Origin of the sequence: Nocardia sp. NPDC058519 (genome assembly GCF_042719755.1) — a bacterium.
Classification (GTDB): Bacteria; Actinomycetota; Actinomycetes; order Mycobacteriales; family Mycobacteriaceae; genus Nocardia.
The window spans coordinates 113438-138726 of record NZ_JBHXNK010000007.1 but is presented as its reverse complement, the minus strand read 5'-3'; the positions used below and the strand labels follow the sequence as shown (position 1 = coordinate 138726).

The window sequence follows — 25289 nt, the reverse complement described above, 5'->3', positions numbered from 1 at the left end:
GCCGCACCTGCCGTGTCCGTCGGCATGCGGTTGAGCCTCGAGGCCGTCCGTATCAGCTATGGACCCACAACCGTGGTGCACGACTTCGATCTGACGGTCGCGGCGGGTGAGATCCTGGTCCTGGTCGGCAAATCCGGTTGTGGCAAGTCGACGTTGTTGCGCGCGATCGCCGGGCTGCGCAAACCCGCCGCCGGCGTGATCCGCGCCGATGAGGACACCGTCACCGGCCCGTCCGCCGATCGCGCGCTGGTGTTCCAGGACGACGCGCTGCTTCCGTGGCGCACCGCTCGCGCCAATATCGATCTGGCGCTGCGCCTTCGGGGAGTATCCCGGAACGAGCGCGCGACGCGTTCGCAACGCTGGCTCGACGAGGTGGGGCTCAGCGGCTACGCCGACTATCTTCCGCGCGATCTGTCCGGCGGCATGCGCCAACGGGTTCAGCTCGCCCGCAGCCTCGCGGGCTCGCCCCGCGCGGTGCTCATGGACGAGCCGTTCGGCGCGCTCGACAGCCAGACGCGTTCGGAGATGCAGCGCCTGCTCGTCGACACCTGGCGCGCACACCCGACCACGATCGTTTTCGTCACCCACGACCTCGACGAGGCCCTGCTGCTCGGCGACCGGATCGCCGTGCTCGGCGCCGGTTCGCTACGCGCGGTCGTCGAGGTGCCCGACGCGCGCGAACCGGTGGACCGCAGCGCCCTGCGGGCCCGAATCCTGGAGGCTCTGTGAACATTCCCGAACTGTCCGATCGCATCCGTCTGGACTGCGATGTGCTCGTCATCGGTGGCGGCACCGCGGGCACCATGGCCGCGCTCACCGCCGCCGAGTCCGGCGCGAACGTGCTGCTGCTCGAGAAAGCACATGTGCGGCATTCCGGCGCGCTGGCCATGGGCATGGACGGCGTGAACAACGCCGTCATCCCGGGTAAGGCGGAACCGGAGGACTACGTCGCCGAGATCACTCGCGCCAACGACGGCATCGTCGACCAGCGCACCGTATATCAAACGGCGACACGGGGTTTCGCGATGGTGCAGCGGCTCGAGCGCTACGGGGTGAAGTTCGAGAAGGACGAATACGGCGAGTACGCGGTGCGCCGGGTGCACCGGTCCGGGTCGTATGTGCTGCCGATGCCCGAGGGCAAGGATGTGAAGAAGGCGCTCTATCGCGTGCTGCGGCAGCGGAAGATGCGGGAGAAGATCCGCATCGAGAACCGGCTGATGCCGGTGCGGGTGCTCACCGCGGGCGGACGCGCGGTGGGGGCGGCCGCGTTGAACACGCGCACCGGCGAATTCGTCGAGGTGGCCGCGAAAGCGGTGATTCTGGCGACGGGCCCCTGTGGGCGGCTCGGCCTGCCCGCGTCGGGCTACCTGTACGGCACCTACGAGAATCCCACCAACGCCGGTGACGGCTACTCGATGGCCTACCACGCCGGTGCGGAACTCTCCGGAATCGAGTGCTTCCAGATCAACCCGCTGATCAAGGACTACAACGGCCCTGCCTGCGCGTATGTGGCCAACCCGTTCGGTGGCTATCAGGTCAACGCCGAGGGTGAACGGTTCGTCGACTCCGACTACTGGTCGGGTCAGATGATGGCCGAGGTGAAGCAGGAGATCGAATCCGCCCGCGGGCCCATCTATCTCAAGGTGTCGCACCTGCCGGACGAGACGCTGTCGACACTCGAATCGATCCTGCACACCACCGAGCGCCCCACCCGGGGAACCTTCCACGCCAATCGCGGGCACGACTACCGCACGCACGATATCGAGATGCACATCTCCGAGATCGGTTTGTGCGGTGGACATTCCGCGTCCGGTGTCTGGGTGGACGAGAACGCGCGAACCACGGTGCCCGGCCTGTACGCGGCGGGTGACCTGGCGTGCGTGCCACACAACTACATGATCGGCGCGTTCGTCTACGGCGATCTGGCGGGCGCGCACGCGGCGTCGACACTGGCCGGGATCGACGCACCGGCCGACCTGCCCCAAGACCAACTCGCCGACGCCCACGACCTGATCTACCGGCCGTTGCGCCAGCCAGAGGGCCCACCGCAGCCACAGGTCGAATACAAGCTGCGCCGGTTCGTGAACGACTATGTGGCGCCGCCGAAAACGGCGGCCAAGCTCTCGATCGCTGTGGAGACCTTCGAGCGGATGCGTGCCGAGGTCGACGGCATCGGCGCGCAGACACCGCACGAACTCATGCGCGCCGTCGAGGTGCAGTTCATCCGGGATTGCGCCGAAATGGCTTCGCGCAGTTCGCTGACCCGCACCGAGTCGCGGTGGGGTCTCTATCACGATCGCGCCGATCTGCCCGAGCGTGACGACGAGTCGTGGAATTTCCATCTGAACCTGCGCAAGACGGTCGACGGGGCGATGGAATTCGTGAAGCGTTCGGTGGCGCCCTATCTGGTTCCGGTGCCCGGTCTCGACGATGTGCCCTCGGCCGAGCCGATCGTCGAAGTGATCGCGCAGCCCGAACTGGTGGGAACACGGGCGCCACAGCGCGAGGCCCCCGTCCGCACCGTGGCCGCGCCGGTATCGCCGTCCTCGCCTCGGCTGGTCACCCTGCTCGCACTGGATTCACCTGCGGTCGAGGACCTTTCGAGCTACCTCACCGATGCCGATCCGGTGGTGCGGGTCGCGGCGCTGTCGGTGCTCACCGAGAACACTCCGGACGGATTCGCCGACGAGCTGGTGCGGGCGCTGGGCGACGAGGCGGCCGCGGTGCGCCGAGCGGCCACCGAGAGCCTGCGGGAACTGGTCGAGGTACTCGCGGGGGCCGGTGCGCTGAGCGAGCATCTGCGCTCCCCCGATCCCCTGGTCCGTGCGACCGTGGTCGATCTGCTGCGCGCGCTGCGGGCCGGATCGGCATCGGATTACCGTGCGGCACTGGGTGATACCGACCATCGAGTCAGGATCGAGGCGGTGCGCGCGCTGGTCTCGCTCGACGACGCCGATGCGGTGTCCTCGATCGCGGGCGATGCCAACCGTGAGGTGCGCATCGCGGTCGCGCACGGGCTCGCCTCGATCGGTGACGGCGGTGTCGAGGTGATCCGCGTGCTCGCGGGCGACCCCGATCCCCTGGTCCGCGCCGCCGCGCTCACCGCGTATGCCGCACTGGGCACCGCCGAGCCGGATATCGCCGAACTCGCTGCGGCACTCAACCATTCCGCATGGCAGGTGCGTGTCGGTGCGGCGCGTGGACTGGCGGGTTCGACCCCGGAATCGGGCGTGGTGCCGTTGGGCGAGGCAATCACCGACCGTCACCTCGACGTGCGCAAGGCGGCGGTACTCGCCCTGTCCACCTGGCCGAGCAGCGCCGCCGCCCTCGACGCGCTGGAGTCGGCGATCGCCGATCCCGACGCCGACGTCCGTGCCTACGCCCGCCGCGCGGTGACCGCCGCGGGTCGCGTACCGGTCGACGCCGTTCGTGCCGACGCGCCCCTGACCGAGGCCAGGGCATGACCGCCACGCTCAGGATTATCACAGCTCGCCGTCGGTAGGCTGGCCCGATGAGTGCACTTCCGGCCACGTTGGTGAGGGTTACCGAGGATCTGGACGCGGTGACCACGATCGGCCACGAGGACGATCCGGCCGATGCCGGGTCGTCGCGTGCCGACGTCGAGGCGATCTGGGCGTCGGTGCGCGCGTGGTATGCGATGGGCACGACACCGGCCATTCAGGTCTGCCTGCGGCGCAACGGCGGGATCGTCCTGAACCGGACCATCGGTCACGGCTGGGGCAACGCACCGAGCGACGGACCGGACGCCGAGCGGATCCCGGCGACACCGCAGACACCGTTCTGCGGGTTCTCCACCGCGAAGGGTGTCGCCGCCACCCTGATGTTCATGCTCATCGAGCAGGGCGCGTTCGCGCTGAAAGACCCTGTGGCCGAATATATTCCCGAGTTCGCGGCCCACCGCAAAGGCGTGATCACCATCGGCGATGTGCTGTCGCATTCGGCGGGCATTCCGTTCATCACCGCACCGCACAGCGGAACCGCCGCGGTGCTCGACGAGGAACTGGCCCTCGCGGCCCTCACCGATCTGGTGCCGAGCTGGCCACCCGGCCGTTTCCGCGTCTACCACGCCTTGACCAGCGGACTGATCCAGCGACTGCTCGTCCAGCGCGCGACCGGCAAGCGGATGCGCGAGCACCTCGCCGACCAGGTGCTGACACCGTTCGGCTTCCGCTGGACCAACTTCGGCGTCGATCCCGTCGATGTCGGCAAGGTCGTGCCCAGCGTGAAGACCGGCCCACCGCAGCCCCGCCTCGCCCGATTCCTGGCGAACAAGGCCCTGGGCGGCCATATGGACAAGGCGTCGAAGGCGACCAACGACGCCTTCCTCGCCGCCGAACTCCCCTCCGGCAACCTGGTCACCACCGCCTACGAACTGTCGCGCTTCTACGAAATACTCGCGCGCGGTGGCGAATTGGACGGAAGAAGAATCATCGGTCCCGGCACGCTGCGCGACGCGATCGCCCCCGCCGATCGCATGCCCGGCCTGGCCGGTCGCGTCAGCCGCGCCGGATTCGAGCTCGGTGCCCGCCGCTCGAAATTCGGCCGCGACACCGGATCGCACTTCGGCCGCAGCGGCCTCACCACCCAGTACGGCTGGGCCGACCCCGACCGGGGCCTGTCGGGTGCCGTTCTGACCAATGGCAAAGCGACCACCGATCTCGATCGACCATGGCAGCTGGTCGCCCAGATTTCCGACACCCTGCACCCGCTGGCCCCTGCCCGCCGGCTCTTTCGTCCCTGATCGGACCAGCAGAAGGCACTATTCGGGATCGACGACGACCACGACGCCGGTCGGCGCCTCGAGCAGATCGAGTGTGCGTGTGGCGGCGGTGTCGATGTGAATTCGGGGATGCGCCGGTGGGGTCGACTCGTAGTACGTTCCGGGACCGTAGAACTGGCCGTAACGCAGCACCACGCCGCCCGCGGCCAGGACGGCGGATTCATGGGTCGCGATCGCCGCACCGCGGCCCGCGGGCGGTGCCCAAGCGATGCTCTGGGCGATGAACCGTGTCGCCGCGGCGGCCGCGGCGGCCGCGAGCAGATTGACAGTGCCCTCGGTGCGGATACGGGAGTTCGCCTCGCCGGAGGCGGCCAGTCGCGCCACGTCGTCGGGGAGGTCGGTGAGCTGGTGCATGACCAGTTCCGGGGCGAAGTCCATTACCGCGGTGGTGAGGCCGTCGGCGTCGTAGACGTCGTGGACCACCGCGCAGGCTCCACTCGCGCGGACGGCCGCCGCTTTACCCGGGGAACGGGTCAGGCCGGCCACCTCGTGACCGGCGCCGACCAGCAGTGGCAGCAACCGTGATCCGATGACGCCCGTGGCGCCCGCGAGAAAGATACGCACGCCCCCGACAGTAGCGGGGGCGGTATTCAGGCCCCGATGACCGCGTTCATGATCGTGCCCGCGCTGGTGGCGACCGCGCCGCCCGCCATGGCGCTGGCGATCATCTTCGGCGACTGCAGACCGCCGCCGTTCCACTTCTCCCAAGCGAAGCGGCCACCGCCGTAGGTGATGGCGGTGACGCCGGATAACAGGATCATCCAGGTGAAATACCGGCCCAGCTGCATCACTTTGTCGGCCATCGGCGGTGCCTCCGGCGTGGGATTGCCCACCTGGGCGACAACGATGCCATATGTGTCGTGCACTGCGGCCAGGATCATGCTCACGATCGGTGCTCCTTCGTCGGTTGTTCGTGGTGAAGCCGATGTCGAGAACTCGTGACGCGGTAGAACCCAGATATGTTGAACATTCAACCTCATGGGCATTTCGGTGACGTGGGCGACACTCCGCGCAAATCATGACCGCCGTCACACGCGCGGATCCGTGCCCGCGTCGCGCCGTGCCCCTACTATCGAACGTGCGGGGCTTGTTCAGATTCGGCGCGACGAGGCGCTGACCACCACCTTCATCGCACGACTACCGTACCGCGAGGAGGGCACGATGGCTTTCCTGATTCCCTTGTTCTTCGCGTTTCTTCTGGTAACCGCAGCAGTGGTAATGGTTTCCTACGCCACCGTTTTCCTGACTTATTGGTTTGAATCACGCCGGATCCGTCCGGAACAGTCCGACCCGCAACCTGCACGCTGAGCCCCGTTCCGACCTGATGTCCCGGTATCCCACGAGGTACCGGGACATCGTCGGTTTCGCCCCCGATCGCGGTCAGGGCAGATCGAGACCGGACTGCGATGCGATCACGGCGGCCTGCACGCGCGACTGCACGCCGAGCTTGCTCAGCACCCGGGAGACGTGCGTTTTGACCGTGGCCTCGCCGATCCGCAGGCGCGTGCCGATCTGAATGTTGGACAGACCGGCGCCGAGACCGGCGAGTACCTGTCGTTCGCGGTCGGTGAGCGCGGACAGGTCCGGCGCGGGCGGGATGTCCCCCAGGCGGGGCAGCGCGGCGATCACCGCGCGCGTCACCTTCGGATCGAGGACAGCGTCTCCGTCGGCGACGGCCAGCACGGCGCTGACCAGGTCGTCGCCGCCGACGGACTTGAGCAGGAATCCGCTCGCACCGGCCGAGAGCGCGCCGAGGACGTATTCGTCGATGGCGAAGGTGGTGAGTACCAGCACTTTCGCGCTGGTCTCGGCGACGACGGCGGCGGTGGCCTCCAGCCCGTCGACGCGCGGCATGCGCACATCCATCAGCACCACATCGGGGCTCAGGGCACGGGCTTGCCGCACCGCGGCGGCGCCGTCGGCCGCTTCGCCGATCACCCGCACTTCGCCGGAGACTTCGAGCAGCATCTTCAGGCCCGCTCGGATGGTGGCGTGATCGTCGGCCACCAGTACGGTCACTGTCACTTGTCCCCCAGTGGAATTCGCGCGCACACGCGCCAGGTGCCGTCGTGTGGGCCCGCGGTGATCGTGCCGTCGACCGATTCCGCGCGAAACATCATGTTGCGCAATCCATTTCCCTGACCCTGGGCTGCTCCCGGTGGGATCGAATTCGTCGCGGTCATCACCAAGCGTGTCGCATCGCGGCTCAATTCGATGTCGAGTGGTGCGCCGGGTGCGTGTTTGGTCGCGTTGGTCAGGGTCTCGCTCAGGATCCGGGTGACGACGGCCTCGATCGCGATGGGCAGTTCGAGGTCTCCCGGCCGTCGCAAGGTCACCGCGCCGCCCGCGGCCTCGGCCGCGTCGATCAGGCCGTCCAGGGAGGACAGTCGCGTGGTCACCGCGGTGTCGTCGGGTGCGGTCAGCAACTCGATGGTCGTTCGCATCTCTTCCAGTGCGGCCAGACTGCCCGAGCGGATCGTCCGCAGGACCGCCATATTGCCGGGATCCTTCTGCGCCACTTCGGCCAGGATCGCGACCGCGGAGACGTGGCCTGCCACCGCGTCGTGCAGGTCTCGGGCCAATCGCCTGCGCTCCTCGCCGATCGCGGCGGACCGTTCGGCGTCGCGCGCGGTGAGCTCGGCGCGAGCGGCGTCGCGTTCAGCGTCGACCGTGCGGCGCGAGGCCCTTACCGCGCGCGCGTAACCGAGCGGCGACCAGGTGAGTGCGACGCCGATCAGGCCGGTGTACAACGCCGCTCTGACGCCGAACACGGTCAGCGCGAGCAGCGAGCCGCCCACGGTGACCGTCAGCGAGAACCAGGCGACCACCGCGCCCAGCCGGTCGGATCCGGTGCTGACGGCCAGGTAGATCACGTCGGTCAGCGCGATCCACAGCGGCAGCGACGGTCCGAACACGAAGTCACCGGCCAGAAGGGCGACCATCAGGCCGAAGCCGAGGGCGGGCCTGCGTTGCGCGGTCATCTGGATCACGAACGCCGCGCCGAGCAGCGCCAATTTCGCCGGCGGCGGATACAGGTCGCGGTCCACCACGACCGCCCAGCCACCCGCGGCCCACAGCAGCAGCCCCACCAGAAACACCCCGACGGCGGCGGCGGTCGCGCTGTCGAAGGCTTCCGCGAGCCGGCTCAGGGGCGTGCGGGGTGGGGGCATGCCTCATTTCAGCACACCGCCGTGACGCCGCGGGTCCCCCGAAAGGCGGACCGAGCTATGACCCGAAGCGGGACGACGGTCCTGCGGTGTCCCCGGCACAGTGTGGGAATGGACGAACTGAGGAACCCTGTATTGCTGACGATCGCCGCGTGCGAAGTCGGTTTCTGGGTGCTGGTGGTGGGCGGTTTGCTACTGCGCTACGCGATCCGGCTGCCGCGCGCGAGCACGGTGACGCTGGCGCTGGTGCCGGTGCTGGATGTGGTGCTGGTGGTGGCGGTGGCGATCGACCTGCATCGTGGCGGTGAGGTGACCTTCGCCCATCGGGTCGCCGGGATCTATCTCGGCTGCACGGTGATGTTCGGTGGCCGGATCATCCGGTGGGCCGATGAGCGGTTCGCCCACCGGTTCGCCGGTGGGCCGGTTCCGGTGAAGGTCCCGAAATACGGGCCCGAGCGCACCCGCAAGGAGTGGGCCGATTTCTCCCGTTGGCTCGGTGCGGCTGCCATCGCCGGCGCGCTCACCTTGGTGCTGAGCTATACGGTCGCCGATGCCGAGCAGCGCGAGCAGCTGATGGGGGTATTCGGCAGCCTCGGTGTGATCACCGTGATCTGGCTGGTCACCGGGCCGGTATGGATCACGGGGTCGCGTAACGGCTGAGCCGATAGTCGGTACTCGGGCCGCACTGATATCGGGCGATACTCCGGGTGACCCAACTGGGTCACCCGGAGTATCGCTCGTCGATGGCTCAGACGGTGGCGGCGGTCTGTTCGGTGACGACCTCACCGATCCACGGCAGCACCGCGGACCGCACGTCGATCGTGCGCGGGAGCAGCCCGTTCGCCGCGAGGAGGTCGGCGGCGCGCTGCTGTTCGTCGAGGAAGTCCGCGCTCACCGGGTGCACGCCGAACGGACGGCCGCGCAGCGCCGACTCCCAGGCGTCCAGATCGGCGGGCAGGCCGCGTGCCTGCGCGTCGTCGACGAAGTACTGGGCCGCCTCGCGCGGATTCGCGGCGATCCAGGCGTCGGATTCCTGCAGCGCGGCCAGCACCGCTGCCACCGCGGCGCGGTTGCCTTCGGCCAGGTCGCGGCGGGTGAACCACAGCGACGGGTGGCTGAACACCGAGGCGGTGTCGACCAGGGTGGTGAGCTCGGTGGCCGCCTCGATTTCCCGCAGGCCGGGGTAGGTGCCGACCCAGGCGTCGAGTTCGCCTGCCAGCAGCGCGGAGCCGCCACCGCGCACATCGACGTCGACCGGCTCGACATCGGCCCAGGTGAGACCGGCCTGATCGAGGGCGAACAGCAGCAGCGTGGTCTGCCACGAGCCGTGCGCGATCCCGACCCGTTTCCCCTTCAGATCCGCCGCGGAGGTGATGCCACTGGCCGCGGTCGCGACCAGCCTTCCGTTCTCCACGCGCGGGCCCGAGATGCCCAGGTAGACGATGTCGCGCTGGTTGGCGAGCGCGGTGAGCGGCGGGGTGAAACCCGTGCCGATGATGTCGTAGCCGCCCTCGGTGAACAGCCAGTCCGAATGTTCGCCCGGCAGTGCGGTTTTGGGGTCGACGCGGTCGGGGTGCGGCAGTGCGCGCAGGTCGACCCACTCGACGTCTGGCAGCAGGCGTTCCAAGATCCCACGGTGGCGCAGGACGAACAGCGAGTTGTTGTGCGGGAAGTAGCCGACCCGGATGCTCATCGCGCGTCTCCGATCAGGCCGAGGCGACGGGCTTCGTCGGCCAGACCGCTGCGCTGCCACTGCACGGCGAGGTTCGACGGATCGAATTCGACCGAGCCGCCGAGGGTTTCGGCGATCGCCTGGTACTGCGCGCCCTCCTCGAGCAGCACGACGAACTTCGCCAGCTCCAGCAGACCGGCGCGACCGATCACATTGGCGCCACCGTTGGCCTCGAAGATCGCGACCAGGTGCGGGTCGACCTCGAGGCGGCCGAGGATGAAATCGCCCGCGCCGATCGTGCGGTCGATGTGCGGCGGGATCTCGCGCGACAGGGTGAGTCGCTGCGAAGCGGCGTAGCGGATCGGCAGCGGGCGGTGGGTCTGAGCCCAGCCGCCGAGCCACGGCGTATGGATGTGGACGACGGAGGTGATCTCGGGGTGGGCGCGGAACACCTTCGCGTAGCCGGTGACGAATCCGGCGGAGCCCTTGCCGGACAGCACTTCTCCGTCGAAGGTGGCGACGACGGGCTCGACGGTGCGGTCGTCGGCCCACGGGCCGGGCGCGTTGAGGGCGACGGCGATCTCCTCGCCGGGCACCCGCTCGACGAAGTTGACGGTGCCGTTGCCGGTGACGGTGCCGGTCTCCCGGAACACCCGGAACGCGGTGTCGGCGTCGCGGGTGACCGTTTCGGCGAAGGCCGTGACAGCCTCCGGCAGACGGGTTTCGGTGGTGCTCATCGAATGACTCCTGCGTTATCGGGCCGTCGCGAGGACGGTGTCGGTGGACGGGGTGGTGAGCCGGGAGCGGCCGAGCAGCGGCAGGACTTCCTCGCCGACCCGGTAGGCCTCTTCCAGGTGCGGGTTGCCCGCGAGGATGAAGGCGTCGACGCCGAGGCCGATCAGTTCGTCGAGCCGCTGGGCGACCTGCTCGTAGCTGCCGACCAGGCCGAAGGCGGGGCCACCGCGGATCAGGCTGAATCCGGCCCAGACATTGGGCTGGACCTCGAGATCGCGGTAGCCGGTGATGGTTTCGGGCACCCACCCCGCGATGCGGGCGGCCCCGACCGAGTCGCCCTTGGCGGCGCGATTGGCGGCGTCGCGGTCGACGAAGGCCCAGCCTTTCTCGATCTCGGCCCAGGCCGCTTCCTCGGTGTGGCGGGCGACGATGTCGATGCGAACCGCGAACATGGGTGTGCGGCCCGTTGTTTCGGCGTTGCGGCGGACACCGTCGAACTTGGCGCGCAGGTCGGCGTAGGGCTCGAGCCAGGACAGGTAGTAGTCGGCGTGGCGGCCCGCGGCGGCGACGGCGGCGCCCGAGGAGCCGGAGAAGTACACCTCCGGGAACGGCTGTCCGGCCAGTCCGGGCGGTAGCGCGGCGCCCTCGGTATGGAAGAAGCGGCCGTCGTGGTCGAAGGGTTCGCCGTCCCATACCCCGCGCAGCACGTCGAGGAATTCGCTCGTTCGCGCGTACCGGTCGTCATGGGAAACCTTGTCGCCCCACCACAATTGGGCCGGTCCGCCGCCACCGCTGATGATGTTGTAGACGAGTCGCCCGCCGGTGGCGCGCTGCAGGCTCGCCGACATCCTGGCCGCCTGCACCGGATGCAGGAAGCCGGGCTGGAAGGCGACCATGAAACGGTAGGTGGTGGTCTCGGCGGCCAGCGCGGCGGCCACGGCCCACGGGTCGTCGGTCACCGGGAACGACGGCAGCAGCCCGCCGAGGAAGCCCGCCGATTCCGAGGCTTTCGCGACCGCGACGACATGGTCGAGATAGCTGTACTGATCGAGTGCGCCGTCGCGGATTGCCGGTGCGATGTTGCCCGGTCCGTAGCCGCTCGCATTGCCCCGGTTGTAGCGGCGCGGGGTGCGCAGGGAGGCATGGTCGCCTTCCATGCCGATGCGCCAGTAGACGTCGATGGTCATGCGGTGAGCTCCTGCGCGGTGGTGAGGGTGCGGCCGATCGGGTCGGCGAGGAACAGCAGGTGTTCGCCGGCGCGGTGGATTTCCTCGATGTTCGGGTGTCCGGCCAGCACGAAGGTCTGCACTCCGGCGCTCTCATAGGCCGAGAGTTGTTGTGCCACCTGCTCGTAGCTGCCGACCAGGCCGATGCGCTGGTCGTAGCCGAGGGCATCGAAGCCCGCCCAGCGGCCGTCGCCGAGCGTGTGTTCGGCCGCGGTGTCGGGGCGGTCCAGCTCGGCCCACTGTCGGTGGACCCTGGCCCAGGCTTCGTCCTCGGTCTCCCTGGCGATGATCGGCAGCTCGAGGCCGACCCGTACCCGGCGTCCCGCTGCAATGGCCCGCTCCCCTAATTCGGCGACGGCACCGGCGATTCCGTCGGGGCTCTCGACGAACAGGTGGAGGTCACCGTGCGCGGCCGACAGCGCCAGCGCTGCGGGTGACGTGCCGCTCAGGTGCACGCTCGGGAACGGCAGACCGGACAGGATCCCGCGGAATCCACCGTCGATCACGTCGTAGTAGCGGCCGGAGTAGTCGAAGCCGGTGCCCGCGAATCCCGCTGCGCCGATCTCGTTCTCGTTCCAGACGCCGCGCGCGACGGTGAGGAATTCCGCGGCCCGGTCGTAGCGCTCGTCACCGGTGACGCGGTCGCCGCGCGAGCGGGCCTCGCGGTCGTCGGTGTCGACGGCCAGCCACCAGTTCAGCCGGCCTGCCGAGTGCCGCTGCAGGGTCGCCGACACCTTGGCCGCGTACACCGGTGTGCCGAAGGCGGGCTGGAATTCGACAGTGACCTGGGAGTAGCGGGTGGCGCGCAAGGCCGCCGCCGCCACGATCCAGGATTCCTCGCCGAGCGGGTCGTAGGGCGCGAGGACACCGTCGAAACCGTTCAGCTCGGTGGCATCGATGATCTGGGCGAGATCGTCGAACGGGCCGAACCGGCCGGGCCGGACATCGGTGGCCCCGGTCGGCGGCGTCGGCGCGCCGAAACCACCGCGACCACGCAGTTCGGGCTTCGCACGGCGGCCGTCGCCGCGGCTGGGCAGCCGCCAGTGGAACTCGGTCATGCGGGCACCCGCTCGGCGGCTACCAGCTCCTGCGCGCGAGCCAACGGCTCAGGGGCGACCCAGGATTCGAGGTCGAAGTCCGCGACCAGGAAGCCGTGGGTGTAGAGGAACTGCTTCTGCACGCCGAGCAGTTCGACGCGTTCGGCGGTGAGCGAGGGGGTGCAGTCCGCGATGGAACTCGTCGCCGTAGGCCGCGGCGACACCCGCGGGCCCGGACAGCGTTTCGCGCTGCAGCACCGCGCGGACGCCGTCGAGATCACCGGCCGCCCAGTCGGCGGCACGCAGGCTCTGCGCGAGGAAGCCGATGACGACCTCGGGCCGGGACTCGAGCAGATCGGCATGCACGGTGATCGGCCGCGGCGTTCCGTTATTGACGCGCAGATGCTTGGTGGCCGAGGCGTCGAGGTCGACCGCGACGCGCAATCCGTTCTCCTTCGCGACTTCCTGAGCACGGGCGCCCTTGACGTAGATGGCGTCGACCGTGCCGTCGAGGAGTTCCTCGACACCCCACGTCGTCGAGCGTCGTGCGTTCTGGATCGCGGTGCGCACCTGCGGATCCCGCTCGACGTCGAGCTCGACGACCCGGACATCGGCCAGGGTCAGCCCGGCGGGGCGCAGAGCGTTGGCGAAGCCGTGCAGCGCCATCGCGCGCGGGAAGCTACGGGCCTGGTCCTGCGCCCAGGCGGGGACACCGATGCGCAGACCGGCCAGGCCCGCCGCGTCGGTGACCGGCGAATCGGGGCCGACCAGGATCGCCTGGGACTCGTCGATCCAGGTGAGGCCGATCAGGCGGGTCGGCGAACCCTGCGCGCGGGCGGCCAGCGCGGGCACATTGCCGCCCTCACGGATCAGGCCGGACAGGTCGTGTGAGAAGTGGTGGCCGGCGAGCTCGGGGCCCGCGTCCTGCAGGACGCCGAACTCGAGGCCCGCGTCGGCCGCGGTCTGGCCGAGCCAGCCGAGGCTGTGCGCGAGACCGCTGGCGGTCGGCACGGGGCAGCGGGTGTACCACAGGGTTTCGGTCATGACAGGCTCCTTGGGTGTGGTCCGACGCCGAGCTGGGCGAGGAATCGCGTTCGGTAACCGAGGGTTTCGGGTGCGGTGTGGTCACGCGGGTGGGGTAGGTCGATGACCTCGTCGACGGCGAAGCGGCCGTGGTCGAGGATGATCACGCGGTCGGCGAGCCGGATCGCCTCGTCGACGTCGTGGGTGACCATGAGGACGGCGGGCCGGTGCCGGGCGACGAGATCGCCGACCAGGTCCTGCATCTGGAGCCTGGTCAGTGCGTCCAGTGCCGCGAACGGTTCGTCGAGCAGCAGCAGTTCCGGTTCCCGCACCAGCGCCCTGGCCAGCGCTGCGCGCTGTGCTTCGCCACCGGACAGCGTGGCGGGCCACTGGCCTGCCTTGCCGTCGAGGTGAACCTCGTTCAGCGCGCGCAGGCCGGCGTCGCGCTGTGCCTTGCCGCGCCGCAGGCCGACGATCACATTGGCCAGCACCCGCTTCGAGGGAATCAGGCGGGGTTCCTGATAGACGGTCGTTCGGCGGGCAGGTACCAATACCTCACCGGTATCCGGTGTTTCGAGTCCGGTGAGCAGGCGCAGCAGCGTGGTCTTGCCCGTGCCGCTCGGGCCGAGCAGCACGACGAACTCGCCGCGGCGGATGGTGAGGTCGACTCCGTCGAGAACTGTTTTCTCACCGAATGCCTTGCGCAGTCCGGTGATCGACACCGCCACCGGTGCTGGGCTCGCGACCTCGATCGGCGCGGCTGCTGTCGTCGTCATCGGATCGCCACCTGCTTGCGCCAAGGCATCGCGTAGCGTTCCGCGAGCCGTACGAGTGCGTCGAACACCAGACCGAGCAGCGCGTAGAGAACCACGCACAGCACCATGTAGTCGGTGCGGTTGTATTCCTGGGCCAGTGTCACCAGATAGCCGACGCCCTCCTGGGTACCGACCTGTTCGGCGGCGATGAGCGCGGTGATGCTGATCGACAGGCACACCCGCAGCGCCATCAGGATGCCGGGCAGCGCGGCGGGCACGATCACCTCGACGACGAGCCTGGTTCCGGTGAGCCCGAAACTGCGTGCCGCCTCGACCATCTTGCGGTCGACATTGCGCACGCCGAGATAGGTATAGGCATACATCGGCGCCGTCGTCGCCACTGCGATGAGCAGCACCTTGTACAGCTCATCGATCCCGAACCAGGCGATGAACAGCGGCACCAGCGCGAGGAACGGCACCGCGCGCACGATCTGCATGGTCGAGTCGACCAACTCCTCACCCAGGCTGGACAGGCCCGACAGCAGGCCGAGCACCAGGCCGACGCCGACGCCGATCGCCACCCCGGCGGCCGCGCGCCAGAACGAGGCGAGCGCGAAGTCGACCAGCTGGCCGCTGTCGAACAGTTCCACGAAGGCCGACCAGACCGCGCCGGGGCCCGCGATGACCCGCGGCGAGATGGCGCCACTCGCCGAACCCGCCCACCAGGCCAGCACGATCGCGGCGGGCAGCGCGGCGCGCAGGCTCAGCGACAACCACCGGGGCCGCTGCCGGGCAACGCGCGCGCGGGGCGCAGCCAATGCGAGAGTCGCCATGTCACTTGTCCTTCAGTGCGGCGACCTGGTCCGCGGTGAGCTTGGACTTCAGGTCGTAGAAGATGTCGGCGGCGGTGATCCGGCGGGGAATGACGCCGTTGTCGGCGAAGGTGTTCACCACATCGGCCAGATCGGCGGCATCGGACTCGACCGGCAGCCGGGGCACCCTCGCCTCGCCACCCACGCGCACCGCGTCGGCGAGCCGGTCACCGGTCAGCGCGCGCGGGCCCGACTTCTCGAAGACGTTCTCGAAATCGGCGGGCGTCGCCTTCTGCTTCGCGGTAAGTCCTTGCAGCACTTCGAGATACTTCGCCGCGACATCGGGTCGCTGATCGAGGATCTCGGTGCGGAAGACCACAACGGAGTTGTCCTTGGAGCCGATCTGCTTCTCGGTGACGATCTCCACCGCGCCTGCAGCCTTGGCCTCCTGGTAGGGCACCAGGAACGACGCCCACGCGTCGACCTTGCCGGTGGCGAATGCCGAGGCGGCGTCCTTCTGCTGCAAAGGAACCCGGGTCACCTTGTCGGCCGGGATGCCCGCCTGAGCCAGGGCCTTGAGCGTGATGTACTCGCCCTTGGCCGCGGGGTTCACCGCGATGCGCTTACCGACGAGACCGGCCACGTTCGTCACCCCTGATTCCGGGCTGACGACGATGCCGCTCTGATCCTGGCCCGCCGGGTCGGCGACCGCCACGATCTTCACGCCGACATCCTTGGACAGCGCGCCGACGACGGGGCTGAAGGCGGCACCGGAGACGTCGAGTTCGCCGGTATTGAACAGCTTCAAGGTGGAGCTGAAACCCGGTGTGGTGCTGACCCATTGGATCTTCGCGCCCAGTGGGGCCAGGGCCGCGTCGAAGCTGCCGTCACGCTTGCCGACCGCGAGCGGACCGCTGTTGCCGGGATCGGTGACCTTGAGAACGAACGGGGTGTCGGCCCCGTTTTCGGGCGTCGCGCCGGAGCCACACGCCGCGACGAGGGCAACGACGGGGACGATCGCGAGGGCGATTCGCGAGAAGGCCGGCAGCCTGCGGGACATCGGGGCTCCTGTTCGGGGCTGGGGGTTGATGCCTTCGCAGCGTAGGAGCGGGTACGGCGCCGGACGAGGTATGCCTTTCCATGGATCGGAAAGCTTGACACGGCAGGACTCCTAGTTCTATGGCGTTCGACTGCGATCCAGAGCTTCTCGTTTTCCACATAGTGAAATTGCGAACCGATTTCTGTTCGAACGTCTGTGTTACCGTCGATTCCGTGGAGACCTCCGGCGTGCAGACCGTGACCAGGGCCCTGTCGGTACTCGACTGCTTCCGTGGTGGTGAGGAGCGCGGGGTCTCGGAGGTCGCACGCGCCCAGGGATTGGCGGTCAGCACCACCCACCGCCTGCTCGGTGCGCTCGTGCAAGCCGGGTTCCTGGAGAAGGACGCCGAGTCCAGCCGCTACCGCATGGGCGGGGCGCTCGCCGAATACGGCCAGATCGCTTACCGCCAGCACCGGATCTACCTCGCCGAGCCCTATCTCGAACATTTGGCCGCCACCACTGGCGCGACCTGCTCGGTGGCCACCCGTCACGGCATCCACGCGGTGTTGCTCGGCACCAGCCGCTGGCGCGAGAGCGACGGCCACAAGTTGCAGGGCGTCCGGCTTCCCTTGCACGCCAGCGCACTCGGCAAAGCGCTGCTCGCCTGGACCGACGCGAGTGACGACGAATTGCGATCGCTGCCCTATGAGGAGGGCACCGAACGTTCGGTGTCGGGACCGGAAGAGCTTCGCGCCGAACTGATCACCACGTGTGAGCGCGGCTACGCGTTCAACGACCGCGAACTCGATCCCGGATTCCGCACCATCGGCCTGCCGATCCTCGACCCACACGGCCGCTGCCGGTTCGCGCTCGGCCTGCGCGGACCTGCCGCGTTGATGATCGACGAACGCGTGCCGTTCTTCGTCGAGCTGGCCAAGGTCACCGCGGCCGACATCGCGGCGAGGTTCGCGCAGGACTGAGACCGCGCCGGACGCCGATCGCGTCACACCCTGGGAAAATGGCGCGCGGGAACAACCGTGCGGCCGATACCTTGAACCGAGTGGTTAGTCGAAGCAATGAGAGGACCTCGGTGGCGACCGATACCGTGAGCCCGGCCGTCGGCCTGCGTTCCGAACGAGGTGCGATCCTCGCCTCGCTCATGCTCTCCACCGGGTTGGTCGCGCTCGACTCGACCATCATCGCGACCGCGGTCCTCACCATCACCGACACCCTCGGTGGGTTCGCGATGTTCCCGTGGTTGTTCTCCATCTACCTTCTCGCGCAGGCTGTTACGGTGCCGATCTACGGCAAGCTCGCCGATATGGTGGGGCGCAAGCCGGTCATCCTGTTCGGGATCGTGGCGTTCGCGGTGGGGTCACTGCTGTGCGGGCTGGCCACGAGCATGGTGGCGCTCATCGCCTTTCGGGCGATCCAGGGCATCGGGGCGGGGGCGATCCAGCCGATGACGATGGTGATCGCCGGTGATCTGTACACGCTGGCCGAACGCGCCAAGGTCCAGGGTTATCTGGCCGGGGTGTGGGCGAGCTCGGCCGTGCTCGGGCCGCTGCTCGGCGGCATGTTCGCCGACCATCTGAGCTGGCGGTGGATCTTCCTGATCAACCTGCCGCTGTGTGCGGTCGCGGGCTGGATGTTGGTGCGCCACTTCACCGAATCGGCGGTGCGGAGCACCCAGCGAATCGACTATCTCGGCGCGATCCTGCTCACCGTCGGGGCGGGTGCCTTGATCCTGGCCTTGCTCGAAGGTGGGCAGGCGTGGGAGTGGACCTCGCCGATCTCCCTGACCTTGTTCGTGGGCAGCGTGGCGGTGCTCGTACTGTTCGCGGTCGTCGAGTTGCGGACAGCGAATCCGATTCTGCCGCTCTGGATCTTCACCCGGCGGGTGGTGATCGCGAGCAGCACGGTTTCCCTGCTGGTCGGCGCCGTGGTGCTCGGATTGACCTCGTATGTGCCGACGTTCGCCCAGGGTGTGCTCGGGACCAGCGCGCTGGTGGCCGGGCTCACCGTCGGTGGGCTCACGCTCGGCTGGCCGCTCGCCGCCACCCTGTCCGGAAAGCTGTACCTGCGCTGGGGCTTTCGCATCAGCGGCGTGATCGGCAGCACGATCGCCGTGCTCGGCTGCGCGACCACGCTACTCGTCGGCCCCCAGGCGAGTCCCTGGCAGATCGCGGCCTCCTGCTTCCTGATCGGCAGCGGCATGGGCTTGGTCGCCTCCCCCACCCTCATCGCGGCACAGGCCAGCGCGCAGTGGCACGAACGCGGCGTCGTCACCTCGGCCAATATGTTCGCCCGCTCCCTCGGCAGCGCACTGGGCGTGGCGGTGTTCGGCGCCATCGTCAACGCGGGCATCCGCAACCCCGACCACCCGGCACCCAGCGAGCTCGCCCACGGCATCCACCTGGTGTTCGTCGCCATGCTGGCCATGGCCGTCGTCATGCTGATCGCCGCCGCGACCATGCCGGGCCGCGCGTCCGGTGGCCGCGCCCCGGTCACCTAGCGCCGGCGCTCAGCCGTGCGGATCCGGTTGCGGGGTGTCGGTCCGGGCGCGACGATCGAACTCCTTCCGCGTCTGTTTGAGCGTTGCGAGCCGTTCGTTCAGATCGATATCGGCGGCCGATTCGAGCCCGAGATCCTCTCGAATCCCGCTACGCAACAGGCGCACGGCGAATCCCAACGTGTCGTTCACGTAGAAATCCACCGCCGCGACCGCCGCGGGATCGCTCGCGTCCACTTCGAGCACCGCTCGATGGCCGATGCCGAGGCAACGATTCGCCTCGGACGCGAAGTCGATCGCCCGATCCGACAACACCATCTGCGCACGTGAATAGCTCTCGCGCAGGGTATCCCACGCCCCCTGCAGTCCGGCGAGGTCAGGACTACGCCCATCGCGCTTCTCGTCGAGATAGCTCCGCGCCGCGGCACGCAGGGAATGAGCCGCGGTGTTGAGAGCCGCGTAGATCGCTCGCTTCTCATCGGTCGCCTCTTTGCGACCGAGCTCGCGCAGTTCTTCTGTTCGATAGACACGCTGCATCTGCGCGTCGATCCGCTTGCTGCGAATCGCGAACACCTGCGTGACGATTCCGCCACCGAGCGTGCCGACAACAGTGATCGCGGCGACTGACACATTGGTCCAATCCATACCGGCGATTCTTCCTGCCTACCACCACCATTCGCTACCCGCAGGTCGCTACGCGTCAATGGAGATGGTCGGCCAGGGAGCCGTCGGTGCCGAACAATTCGGTGGTCCACCGCTCGAGGACGGCGGTGTTGTCGACATCGTCGGGATGAAATCCCGGCCGGAGGTAGTCGCGCACGCGGCGGCGGACCGACCGCGCGACGAACGGGGAATGCCGAAGCCTCGCCAGACTCTTTCCGAGCACGAGCGGGTGATAGGCCGTGCGGTCACCCAGCAGTGACACCGCGGTGTGCGCGGCGATGCCGGCACCGAACAGGGCGATGATCGCTCCCATCACGATGATTCGCCGTCGTTCGCCACCACCGACGCTGCGATAGACGTCGAAGGCGACGGCGCGGTGTTCGGATTCCTCGACGGCGTGCCACAGCAGCATGGACCGGACTTCGGTGGAGCCGAGCAGCTGGCGGGCGCGTTCGTCGGTGAGCAGGGTTTCGGCGAGCACCGCGGTGAAATGTTCCAGTGCGACCGTCATCGCCAGGCACGTCAACGGCGAGAAGACCCGTTCGTAGGTGGCGAGGATCCGATGTGTGGTGCGGTCCTCCCATCGGGTCGGGTAGCCCATCTGCGCGAGCCGCTCGTTGAGCACGCGATGCTCACGACCGTGGGTCACTTCCTGTCCGACGAAACCGCGAACCTCGCGCAGGAGGTCCGGATCGGTGATCTCGTCCGCGAACGTGCGCACCGAGCGGACGAAGAACTCCTCGCCCTCGGGAAACGTCGCGGACAGGTAGGCGATCAGATGGCTCGAGACCAGGTCACCGTCGACATAGTGGCGATCCAACGATCCACTGGGATAGTCGAAGCGGATCCGGCGGACTCGGGGCGGGCGCTTTCCGGCGGTCGGTTCGTATGCCATGGGAACTCCGTTTCAGGCGTCTGCCGGTGCTGGATCGTCGGTGAGCTGAGCGCGCACCATCGTCTTGAACAGGTCGAGGACCGCCGCGGCGTCGTAGGGCCGGTGACCGGGCAGTGAATCGGCCACGGCCAGCCCTGTCATCAGCGAATACACCAGGTGCAGCGTGGTTCTCGGATCGAATTCGATGTCGGGGAACAGCGCGGCGAAGACGTGCTCGCTCGCGGCAAGGAAGTGGCGGTCCATCGCCGCGACGGCGGTAGCCAGCTCGGGATCGGTGCGGGCCGCGGTCCACAGTTCGTTCCAGGCGAGAAAAGTGGGTCGCGAATACATCGCCCACAACATGTCCAGGGCACTGTCGATGGGGTCGGCGGTGGGGTCCCGGCGGGCCATGGACTCCTGATACTCCTCGATTCGGCGGTCGAAAGCGTGGCCGACCGCCGCGGTGAGCAGTTCGGATTTGGCGGGAAAATGGTGCAGCAGGGCGCCCATCGACACCCCTGCGCGATGGGCGACCTCACTGGTCGTCGTCCCACGAAAGCCGAACTCCACCAACGTGTCGAACGCCGCGTCGAGGACGACGCGGCGCGTCTCACTCCGTCGTTCGGCCTGTGTTCGCCGGATTCGCTGTGTGGACATGGGACCAGCATCGCACAACAAACCGTAAACAGACACGGTTTCTTCTAAGTTAGCCCGGACGATGCCGGGCTGCTCGAGTGCCGAACCGGCGGTCAGTGCGCCATGATCCACTCCGCGATATCTGCCACGACCCGGCCGTCGACGTGCTGTGGCCGCGCGTAGTCGGTGGGCATCGACGGTGTGTCGCCAGGAAAGAACAGGTGATCGGCGGCGGGATAGGTGCGGATGTCGACGTCGGCGCGATCGGCCAGGCCCGCTCGCCACAGCGCGAGGTCGCCCTCGACAGTGACCTGATAGTCGCGCTCGCCCTGCAGGATCAGCATCGGGATGTCGAGGGACGCCGCGACCGCGACCGGGTCGTAGGAGCGCAGGTCCAGCCAGTACGCGGCGGATTGACCGAACGGCAGATCCTCGGTCGGTGTCCCGAGCGAGAGCTCGGGACTGTCCACCAGTTCCGCCTGCTCGATGACCGTCTCGACCGGCGGAAACGCCGCGACCGCAGCCGGATCGAGTTGCGCGAGGTGGCGCAGAACCCGCACCATGGCCCACCACATCGGCTGCGTGTCACCGGCCAAGGTGACGATCCCGGCGACCGAGGGAGCGGCCTCGGCCACGCGCGGCGCGATCCTGCCGCCCATGCTGTGGCCGACCAGATGGATTCGGTTCGCGTCGATATCCGTTGCCGCGCCGAGGATTTCGATCGCGGCGAGGGCATGGGGAAGGTATTCGTCGCGCAGGGTGAACTCCGCCGTGGCCGCGACCGTGTCGGCGTGGGTGAGGGTGACCTTGTCGAAGCGCAGGACCGCGATACCGCGGCAGGCCAGTCCGCACGCGAGGTCGCGGTAGATCCGGTTCGGGCCGATCGTTCCATCACGGTCGAACGCGCCGCCACCGGCCAGGAGGACGACCGCCGGGTGCGGTCCTCGGCCGACCGGCACGCTCAGAACTCCCGCGACGGCGAGCCCATCGGAACCCACGGTGACATCGCGGTCAGCGAAGGCCGCCGGGTTCACATAGTCCGGGATCCGCCACGAATCGGCGCCTGCCCGCTGGGTTTCGTTGATTGTCATGGTGCTCCGTCCATTATTCTCATCTTTGCGAACGGTAGCATATGTGAGAACATAGAAGGCATGGACTCGTTGGAGCTACTGACGCACCCGGTGCGGTTGCGCATCGTGCATGCGATGTCGGGCGGGCGGATCCACACGACCGCACAGCTGAGCGCGATGCTGCCCGAGGTCTCGAAGGCGACGGTGTACCGCCATGTCGATCTGCTGGCGTCCGGTGGTGTGCTCGAGGTCGTCGACGAACGTCGCGTGCGCGGGGCGGTCGAACGGCGTTACCGGCTGCGCCGCGAGCGCGCGAGCATCGACGGCACCACCGTGACCCCGACAGACCATCGCCAGATCTTCGTCGCCGCGATGGCCACGCTGCTCGCCGAATTCGACGCCTACATCGCCGACGACCGCGCCGATCCGGTGGACGACCTCGTCGGTTACCGACAGCACTCGCTGTGGCTCGATCCCGATGAACTCGCACAGCTGATCACCGGCCTGCGCGCCGCGATCGCACCGCAATTCGACAACGCGGCGACGCCGGGGCGTTCGGAGTACTTGCTCAGCCCGATCCTGTTTCCGCTCAACCGGGGACCCGAAGCCAAGGCGTAGAACTCCCGGGATCACCGACCGAGGTTGCGCCGCACCGCACCGGGTTGGTGCGGTGCGGCGGGGGTGCGGTCAGTCCTGTTGTTTGTGAACCACGTCGACCAGTTCATCGGGAGCGAACTCGACGACGCGGCGGACGCGCGAGTTGGCTACCGGGGCGAGGTCGACGACGATCGGGCCGGTTGGGGCATGGTGGGCTATCGCGGTGATGCGGTCTTGGAGGTGGCCCCCGTCGGGGACGGGGACGCGGATGATGTCACCGACCGCAAGGGCTTCGGCGCGGAGCTGTCCGCCGGTGGCGGTCGGGTCGAGGGTGCCGCAGCGGGTATGGCCGACGGTGGCGCCGAGGCCGCGTTCGGCGATGGTCCACCAGACGGGCGCGTCGGGTTCTTCGGGTCCGATGCGCCTGTGCCAGGACAGGATTCGGTCGCGTTCGGCTTCCGCGGCGGCGCGGGTTTCGTGCAGGGAGAGCTGACGGCGGACAGGGGCGTTGCGGGGACGGGTGGTGCCTGCGGCGCCGTCGACGACCAGGATCCAGCGGGCGCCGACGGCTTCGTCGCGGCGGGCGGTGACTCGTTTGGCCAGGGCAAGGCCCGGGGTCGCGCCGAGGCGGTCGGCGGCTTCCTCGATGCTCTCGACCAACCCCAGTGCGCGCAGCAGCTCGGCGACCGACAGTTCCGAGGTGGCCAGTTCCTGGGCGAGTGCGGGCATGGGGGTGCGTCTGCGCCAGCCGATGCGCGCGCAGTGCTCATGGCGGGTGAACCACAGGCCGCTGCGGGAGCGGCGGTGGTGGTGGTCGATCACCACCGCCCACCAGTCCCATTCCGGCTCGGCGACAAGGCGTGTGCGGATCCAGCGTTCCCGTTCGGCGGTCGGTACCCGCTCCTCCGGTGGCACGAAATTGCGCAGTGCGGTGCGCACCGCCGATTCGGTGCGTCCCACCGTGATCGCCGTGCGGGCGAGATCGGCGCCCGCGCGCAGATCATCGGCCAGTATTCGGTATTCCGATTCCCGCCAGGTGGTTCCGTGCTGGCGTGGCGGCCGCAGATCGCCGCTGTTCTCGTCACTCATCTCGTGTGCCCCCGTTCTCGCACCGCCCGGCCACACTCGCGTCCGGGCTGGTTGTGTGACACTTCGACGATACCGAGGGGGTATGACAGAAAACGGCTCTCTGCCAGCGGCTTTCCAGCAAACGGGGCTATCGGGTGTGCACGGCCTCGCGGCGGCCGAAGGCGTAATAGCCCGCGCACACCAGTGCCGCCCAGACCGCGCCGACAACCAGCGCGGTACGGCCACCATCGGTCCACAGCAGCAGCACCACGACCAACCCGAGGAAACCCAGTGCGGCCCAGGTGGTTACGGGCGCGCCGGGCAGGCGGTAGTCGCTGCCGGGCAGTTCGCCCGCTCGGACCTTGGCGCGATACTTGATGTGGCACACCAGAATCACGCTCCACACGACGATGATGCCGACGGTGCTCACCGAGGTGATGTAGGCGAAGGCCTTGTCGGGCGAGATCAGGTTCACCAGCACGCCGATCACCATCGCGCCCGCCGAGGCGCAGATCCCGGTGAACGGCACCGACTGTTTGCTCAGGGTCGCGAATTTCGCGGGCGCTTCGTCGCGCAGAGCCAGGCTGCGCAACATCCGGCCGGTAGAGTAGATGCCGGAGTTGCACGACGACAGTGCCGCGGTGAGCAGCACGAAGTTGATGATGCCCGCGGCGGCGGGGATGCCGATCTGCTCGAACACCTCGACGAACGGGCTGCGGCCCGCGTGGAAGCTGCGCCAGCTCGCCACCGACATGATCACCACGAGCGCGCCGACGTAGAACAGCCCGATGCGGAAGGGCAGGGTGTTGATCGCCTTGCGCAGGGTGGTCTTCGGGTCGCGGGCCTCCCCCGCCGTCACCCCGACCAGTTCCACACCGACATAGGCGAACACGACGATCTGCAAGACCAGCAGGGTCTGGCCGAAGCCGTGCGGGAACATCCCACCGTCGGCCCACAGATTGGTCACCGTCGGGTCGGCGGCATGGCCGAAACCGAAAACCAGTACACCGATGCCGATCAGGATCATCGCGAGGATGGCGGTGACCTTGATGGCGGAGAACCAGAACTCGCCCTCGCCGAAGAACCGCACGGAGATCAGGTTCGCGGCGAACAGCACCGCGAGCACTACCAGCGCGGTCACCCACTGCGGGATGTCGAACCAGTACTGGACGTAGTGACCGGCCACGGTGATCTCGGCCATGCAGGTGGACACCCACACCGCCCAGTACGACCAGCCGGTCGCGAACCCGGCGAAACGACCGAGGAATTCGTGCGCGTACTCGGCGAAACTGCCCGAGACGGGGCGGTAGGTCAGCAGCTCGCCCAGCGCGCGCATGATGACGAAGATCGCCAGACCGGCGGCGAGATAGGCCAGGATCAGCGACGGACCAGCCTGTTCGATCGCCGCGCCGGAACCGTAGAACAGGCCGGTGCCGATCGCACCGCCGATGGCGATCATCTGGATGGTGCGCGGGTTCAGGCCGCGCTCGTAGCCCTCCGATCCGGCCGTCTGGGCGGGCGCCTCGGCGGCTTCCGTGGATAGGCCGGAGCCGTCAGCTGACATCGAACAGTCCTTCCGTCGCGTCGATCAGTCGTGCACGC

25 protein-coding genes and 1 pseudogene are annotated in these 25289 nt (G+C 68.4%); 8 read left to right on the top strand and 18 right to left on the bottom strand.

Going from position 1 to position 25289, the window contains the following annotated elements; genetic code table 11:
- Nucleotides 1-12: 12 nt before the first annotated feature.
- Genes ACFWPK_RS11120 through ACFWPK_RS11110 form a run of 3 tightly spaced genes read left to right on the top strand, consistent with a single transcriptional unit; the run spans nt 13 to nt 4762 of the window.
- The gene (locus ACFWPK_RS11120) at nt 13-729 is read left to right on the top strand and encodes an ABC transporter ATP-binding protein (RefSeq protein ID WP_378914548.1); all 717 of its coding nucleotides are present in this window, start codon (nt 13-15) and stop codon (nt 727-729) included.
- Nucleotides 726-3464 carry a fumarate reductase/succinate dehydrogenase flavoprotein subunit gene (locus ACFWPK_RS11115; RefSeq protein WP_378914458.1) on the top strand — a complete coding sequence of 913 codons (2739 nt, stop codon included), beginning with the start codon at nt 726-728 and terminating at the stop codon, nt 3462-3464. Before ACFWPK_RS11120 ends, ACFWPK_RS11115 begins: the two co-directional genes overlap by 4 nt.
- 47 nt (nt 3465-3511) lie before the next feature.
- Nucleotides 3512-4762: a serine hydrolase gene (locus ACFWPK_RS11110; RefSeq protein WP_378914457.1), complete on the top strand. Its 1251-nt coding sequence runs from the start codon at nt 3512-3514 to the stop codon at nt 4760-4762.
- 18 nt (nt 4763-4780) lie between these two features.
- On the opposite strand, the gene ACFWPK_RS11105 is transcribed toward ACFWPK_RS11110, so the two are convergent.
- On the bottom strand, nt 4781-5365 hold the full coding sequence (locus tag ACFWPK_RS11105; RefSeq protein ID WP_378914456.1) for an NAD-dependent epimerase/dehydratase family protein: 585 nt from the start codon (nt 5363-5365) through the stop codon (nt 4781-4783).
- 26 nt (nt 5366-5391) lie between these two features.
- Complete coding sequence (locus tag ACFWPK_RS11100; protein ID WP_174555379.1) at nt 5392-5682, bottom strand: hypothetical protein; 291 nt, start codon at nt 5680-5682, stop codon at nt 5392-5394.
- Nucleotides 5683-5779: 97 nt separating this feature from the next.
- Here ACFWPK_RS11100 and ACFWPK_RS11095 point away from each other — a divergent pair, with 97 nt between their 5' ends.
- On the top strand, nt 5780-6109 hold the full coding sequence (locus ACFWPK_RS11095) for a hypothetical protein (protein WP_378914455.1): 330 nt from the start codon (nt 5780-5782) through the stop codon (nt 6107-6109).
- A 72-nt stretch (nt 6110-6181) separates the two neighbouring features.
- Here the strand turns inward: ACFWPK_RS11095 and ACFWPK_RS11090 are convergent, their stop codons facing one another.
- Nucleotides 6182-6826, bottom strand: a complete 645-nt coding sequence (locus tag ACFWPK_RS11090; RefSeq protein WP_378914454.1) for a response regulator — start codon at nt 6824-6826, stop codon at nt 6182-6184.
- Complete coding sequence (locus tag ACFWPK_RS11085; protein WP_378914453.1) at nt 6823-7971, bottom strand: sensor histidine kinase; 1149 nt, start codon at nt 7969-7971, stop codon at nt 6823-6825. Before ACFWPK_RS11085 ends, ACFWPK_RS11090 begins: the two co-directional genes overlap by 4 nt.
- A gap of 108 nt (nt 7972-8079) precedes the next feature.
- Here ACFWPK_RS11085 and ACFWPK_RS11080 point away from each other — a divergent pair, with 108 nt between their 5' ends.
- Nucleotides 8080-8628 (top strand): hypothetical protein, encoded by a 549-nt coding sequence (locus ACFWPK_RS11080; RefSeq protein ID WP_378914452.1) that lies wholly within the window; start codon nt 8080-8082, stop codon nt 8626-8628.
- A gap of 88 nt (nt 8629-8716) precedes the next feature.
- Here ACFWPK_RS11080 and ACFWPK_RS11075 read toward each other — a convergent pair whose 3' ends face one another.
- The 8 genes and pseudogenes from ACFWPK_RS11075 to ACFWPK_RS11040 form a co-directional block, all read right to left on the bottom strand.
- Entirely contained in the window at nt 8717-9661 is a 945-nt protein-coding gene (locus tag ACFWPK_RS11075) for an ABC transporter substrate-binding protein (protein WP_378914451.1), read from the bottom strand.
- Nucleotides 9658-10377, bottom strand: coding sequence for a class II aldolase/adducin family protein (locus ACFWPK_RS11070; RefSeq protein WP_378914450.1), 720 nt, complete (start codon nt 10375-10377; stop codon nt 9658-9660). Before ACFWPK_RS11070 ends, ACFWPK_RS11075 begins: the two co-directional genes overlap by 4 nt.
- A 15-nt stretch (nt 10378-10392) precedes the next feature.
- Nucleotides 10393-11562, bottom strand: a complete 1170-nt coding sequence (locus ACFWPK_RS11065; RefSeq protein WP_378914449.1) for an LLM class flavin-dependent oxidoreductase — start codon at nt 11560-11562, stop codon at nt 10393-10395.
- Nucleotides 11559-12659, bottom strand: coding sequence for an LLM class flavin-dependent oxidoreductase (locus tag ACFWPK_RS11060; RefSeq protein WP_378914448.1), 1101 nt, complete (start codon nt 12657-12659; stop codon nt 11559-11561). The genes ACFWPK_RS11065 and ACFWPK_RS11060 overlap by 4 nt, the downstream gene beginning before the upstream one ends.
- Nucleotides 12656-13682, bottom strand: a pseudogene (locus tag ACFWPK_RS11055) (ABC transporter substrate-binding protein). Before ACFWPK_RS11055 ends, ACFWPK_RS11060 begins: the two are co-directional and overlap by 4 nt.
- A complete protein-coding gene (locus tag ACFWPK_RS11050) occupies nt 13679-14437 on the bottom strand; it encodes an ABC transporter ATP-binding protein (RefSeq protein WP_378914447.1) in 759 nt (252 codons plus the stop codon). The pseudogene ACFWPK_RS11055 and the gene ACFWPK_RS11050 overlap by 4 nt, the downstream one beginning before the upstream one ends.
- Nucleotides 14434-15249, bottom strand: coding sequence for an ABC transporter permease (locus ACFWPK_RS11045; protein ID WP_378914446.1), 816 nt, complete (start codon nt 15247-15249; stop codon nt 14434-14436). Before ACFWPK_RS11045 ends, ACFWPK_RS11050 begins: the two co-directional genes overlap by 4 nt.
- A 1-nt stretch (nt 15250) precedes the next feature.
- Nucleotides 15251-16288 (bottom strand): NrtA/SsuA/CpmA family ABC transporter substrate-binding protein, encoded by a 1038-nt coding sequence (locus ACFWPK_RS11040; protein ID WP_378914445.1) that lies wholly within the window; start codon nt 16286-16288, stop codon nt 15251-15253.
- Nucleotides 16289-16500: 212 nt separating this feature from the next.
- Between ACFWPK_RS11040 and ACFWPK_RS11035 the strand changes: the two genes are divergently transcribed.
- Both ACFWPK_RS11035 and ACFWPK_RS11030 read left to right on the top strand, forming a co-directional pair.
- Nucleotides 16501-17247, top strand: a complete 747-nt coding sequence (locus ACFWPK_RS11035) for an IclR family transcriptional regulator (protein WP_378914444.1) — start codon at nt 16501-16503, stop codon at nt 17245-17247.
- A 110-nt stretch (nt 17248-17357) separates the two neighbouring features.
- Nucleotides 17358-18782: an MDR family MFS transporter gene (locus tag ACFWPK_RS11030; protein WP_378914443.1), complete on the top strand. Its 1425-nt coding sequence runs from the start codon at nt 17358-17360 to the stop codon at nt 18780-18782.
- 9 nt (nt 18783-18791) lie between these two features.
- Here ACFWPK_RS11030 and ACFWPK_RS11025 read toward each other — a convergent pair whose 3' ends face one another.
- From ACFWPK_RS11025 to ACFWPK_RS11010, 4 genes are all read right to left on the bottom strand, one after another.
- Nucleotides 18792-19424 carry a hypothetical protein gene (locus tag ACFWPK_RS11025; protein ID WP_378914442.1) on the bottom strand — a complete coding sequence of 211 codons (633 nt, stop codon included), beginning with the start codon at nt 19422-19424 and terminating at the stop codon, nt 18792-18794.
- Nucleotides 19425-19479: 55 nt separating this feature from the next.
- On the bottom strand, nt 19480-20337 hold the full coding sequence (locus ACFWPK_RS11020; protein ID WP_378914441.1) for a metal-dependent hydrolase: 858 nt from the start codon (nt 20335-20337) through the stop codon (nt 19480-19482).
- A 12-nt stretch (nt 20338-20349) separates the two neighbouring features.
- The gene (locus ACFWPK_RS11015; RefSeq protein WP_378914440.1) at nt 20350-20973 is read right to left on the bottom strand and encodes a TetR/AcrR family transcriptional regulator; all 624 of its coding nucleotides are present in this window, start codon (nt 20971-20973) and stop codon (nt 20350-20352) included.
- A gap of 92 nt (nt 20974-21065) precedes the next feature.
- Nucleotides 21066-22043, bottom strand: a complete 978-nt coding sequence (locus tag ACFWPK_RS11010; protein ID WP_378914439.1) for an alpha/beta hydrolase family protein — start codon at nt 22041-22043, stop codon at nt 21066-21068.
- 60 nt (nt 22044-22103) lie between these two features.
- Between ACFWPK_RS11010 and ACFWPK_RS11005 the strand changes: the two genes are divergently transcribed.
- A complete protein-coding gene (locus ACFWPK_RS11005; RefSeq protein ID WP_378914438.1) occupies nt 22104-22640 on the top strand; it encodes a helix-turn-helix domain-containing protein in 537 nt (178 codons plus the stop codon).
- Nucleotides 22641-22709: 69 nt separating this feature from the next.
- Here the strand turns inward: ACFWPK_RS11005 and ACFWPK_RS11000 are convergent, their stop codons facing one another.
- Nucleotides 22710-23708, bottom strand: a complete 999-nt coding sequence (locus tag ACFWPK_RS11000; RefSeq protein ID WP_378914437.1) for a hypothetical protein — start codon at nt 23706-23708, stop codon at nt 22710-22712.
- A 127-nt stretch (nt 23709-23835) separates the two neighbouring features.
- A complete protein-coding gene (locus ACFWPK_RS10995) occupies nt 23836-25251 on the bottom strand; it encodes an amino acid permease (protein ID WP_378914436.1) in 1416 nt (471 codons plus the stop codon).
- Nucleotides 25252-25289: the final 38 nt, after the last annotated feature.

Coding starts and splice junctions, on each gene's coding strand:
- ACFWPK_RS11110 (WP_378914457.1), top strand. CDS start 3,512: ATGAGTGCACTTCCGGCCACGTTGGTGAGGGTTACCGAGGATCTGGAC.
- ACFWPK_RS11100 (WP_174555379.1), bottom strand. CDS start 5,682: ATGATCCTGGCCGCAGTGCACGACACATATGGCATCGTTGTCGCCCAG.
- ACFWPK_RS11095 (WP_378914455.1), top strand. CDS start 5,780: ATGGGCATTTCGGTGACGTGGGCGACACTCCGCGCAAATCATGACCGC.
- ACFWPK_RS11085 (WP_378914453.1), bottom strand. CDS start 7,971: ATGCCCCCACCCCGCACGCCCCTGAGCCGGCTCGCGGAAGCCTTCGAC.
- ACFWPK_RS11080 (WP_378914452.1), top strand. CDS start 8,080: ATGGACGAACTGAGGAACCCTGTATTGCTGACGATCGCCGCGTGCGAA.
- ACFWPK_RS11075 (WP_378914451.1), bottom strand. CDS start 9,661: ATGAGCATCCGGGTCGGCTACTTCCCGCACAACAACTCGCTGTTCGTC.
- ACFWPK_RS11070 (WP_378914450.1), bottom strand. CDS start 10,377: ATGAGCACCACCGAAACCCGTCTGCCGGAGGCTGTCACGGCCTTCGCC.
- ACFWPK_RS11065 (WP_378914449.1), bottom strand. CDS start 11,562: ATGACCATCGACGTCTACTGGCGCATCGGCATGGAAGGCGACCATGCC.
- ACFWPK_RS11060 (WP_378914448.1), bottom strand. CDS start 12,659: ATGACCGAGTTCCACTGGCGGCTGCCCAGCCGCGGCGACGGCCGCCGT.
- ACFWPK_RS11050 (WP_378914447.1), bottom strand. CDS start 14,437: ATGACGACGACAGCAGCCGCGCCGATCGAGGTCGCGAGCCCAGCACCG.
- ACFWPK_RS11045 (WP_378914446.1), bottom strand. CDS start 15,249: ATGGCGACTCTCGCATTGGCTGCGCCCCGCGCGCGCGTTGCCCGGCAG.
- ACFWPK_RS11040 (WP_378914445.1), bottom strand. CDS start 16,288: ATGTCCCGCAGGCTGCCGGCCTTCTCGCGAATCGCCCTCGCGATCGTC.
- ACFWPK_RS11025 (WP_378914442.1), bottom strand. CDS start 19,424: ATGGATTGGACCAATGTGTCAGTCGCCGCGATCACTGTTGTCGGCACG.
- ACFWPK_RS11020 (WP_378914441.1), bottom strand. CDS start 20,337: ATGGCATACGAACCGACCGCCGGAAAGCGCCCGCCCCGAGTCCGCCGG.
- ACFWPK_RS11015 (WP_378914440.1), bottom strand. CDS start 20,973: ATGTCCACACAGCGAATCCGGCGAACACAGGCCGAACGACGGAGTGAG.
- ACFWPK_RS11010 (WP_378914439.1), bottom strand. CDS start 22,043: ATGACAATCAACGAAACCCAGCGGGCAGGCGCCGATTCGTGGCGGATC.
- ACFWPK_RS11005 (WP_378914438.1), top strand. CDS start 22,104: ATGGACTCGTTGGAGCTACTGACGCACCCGGTGCGGTTGCGCATCGTG.
- ACFWPK_RS11000 (WP_378914437.1), bottom strand. CDS start 23,708: ATGAGTGACGAGAACAGCGGCGATCTGCGGCCGCCACGCCAGCACGGA.
- ACFWPK_RS10995 (WP_378914436.1), bottom strand. CDS start 25,251: ATGTCAGCTGACGGCTCCGGCCTATCCACGGAAGCCGCCGAGGCGCCC.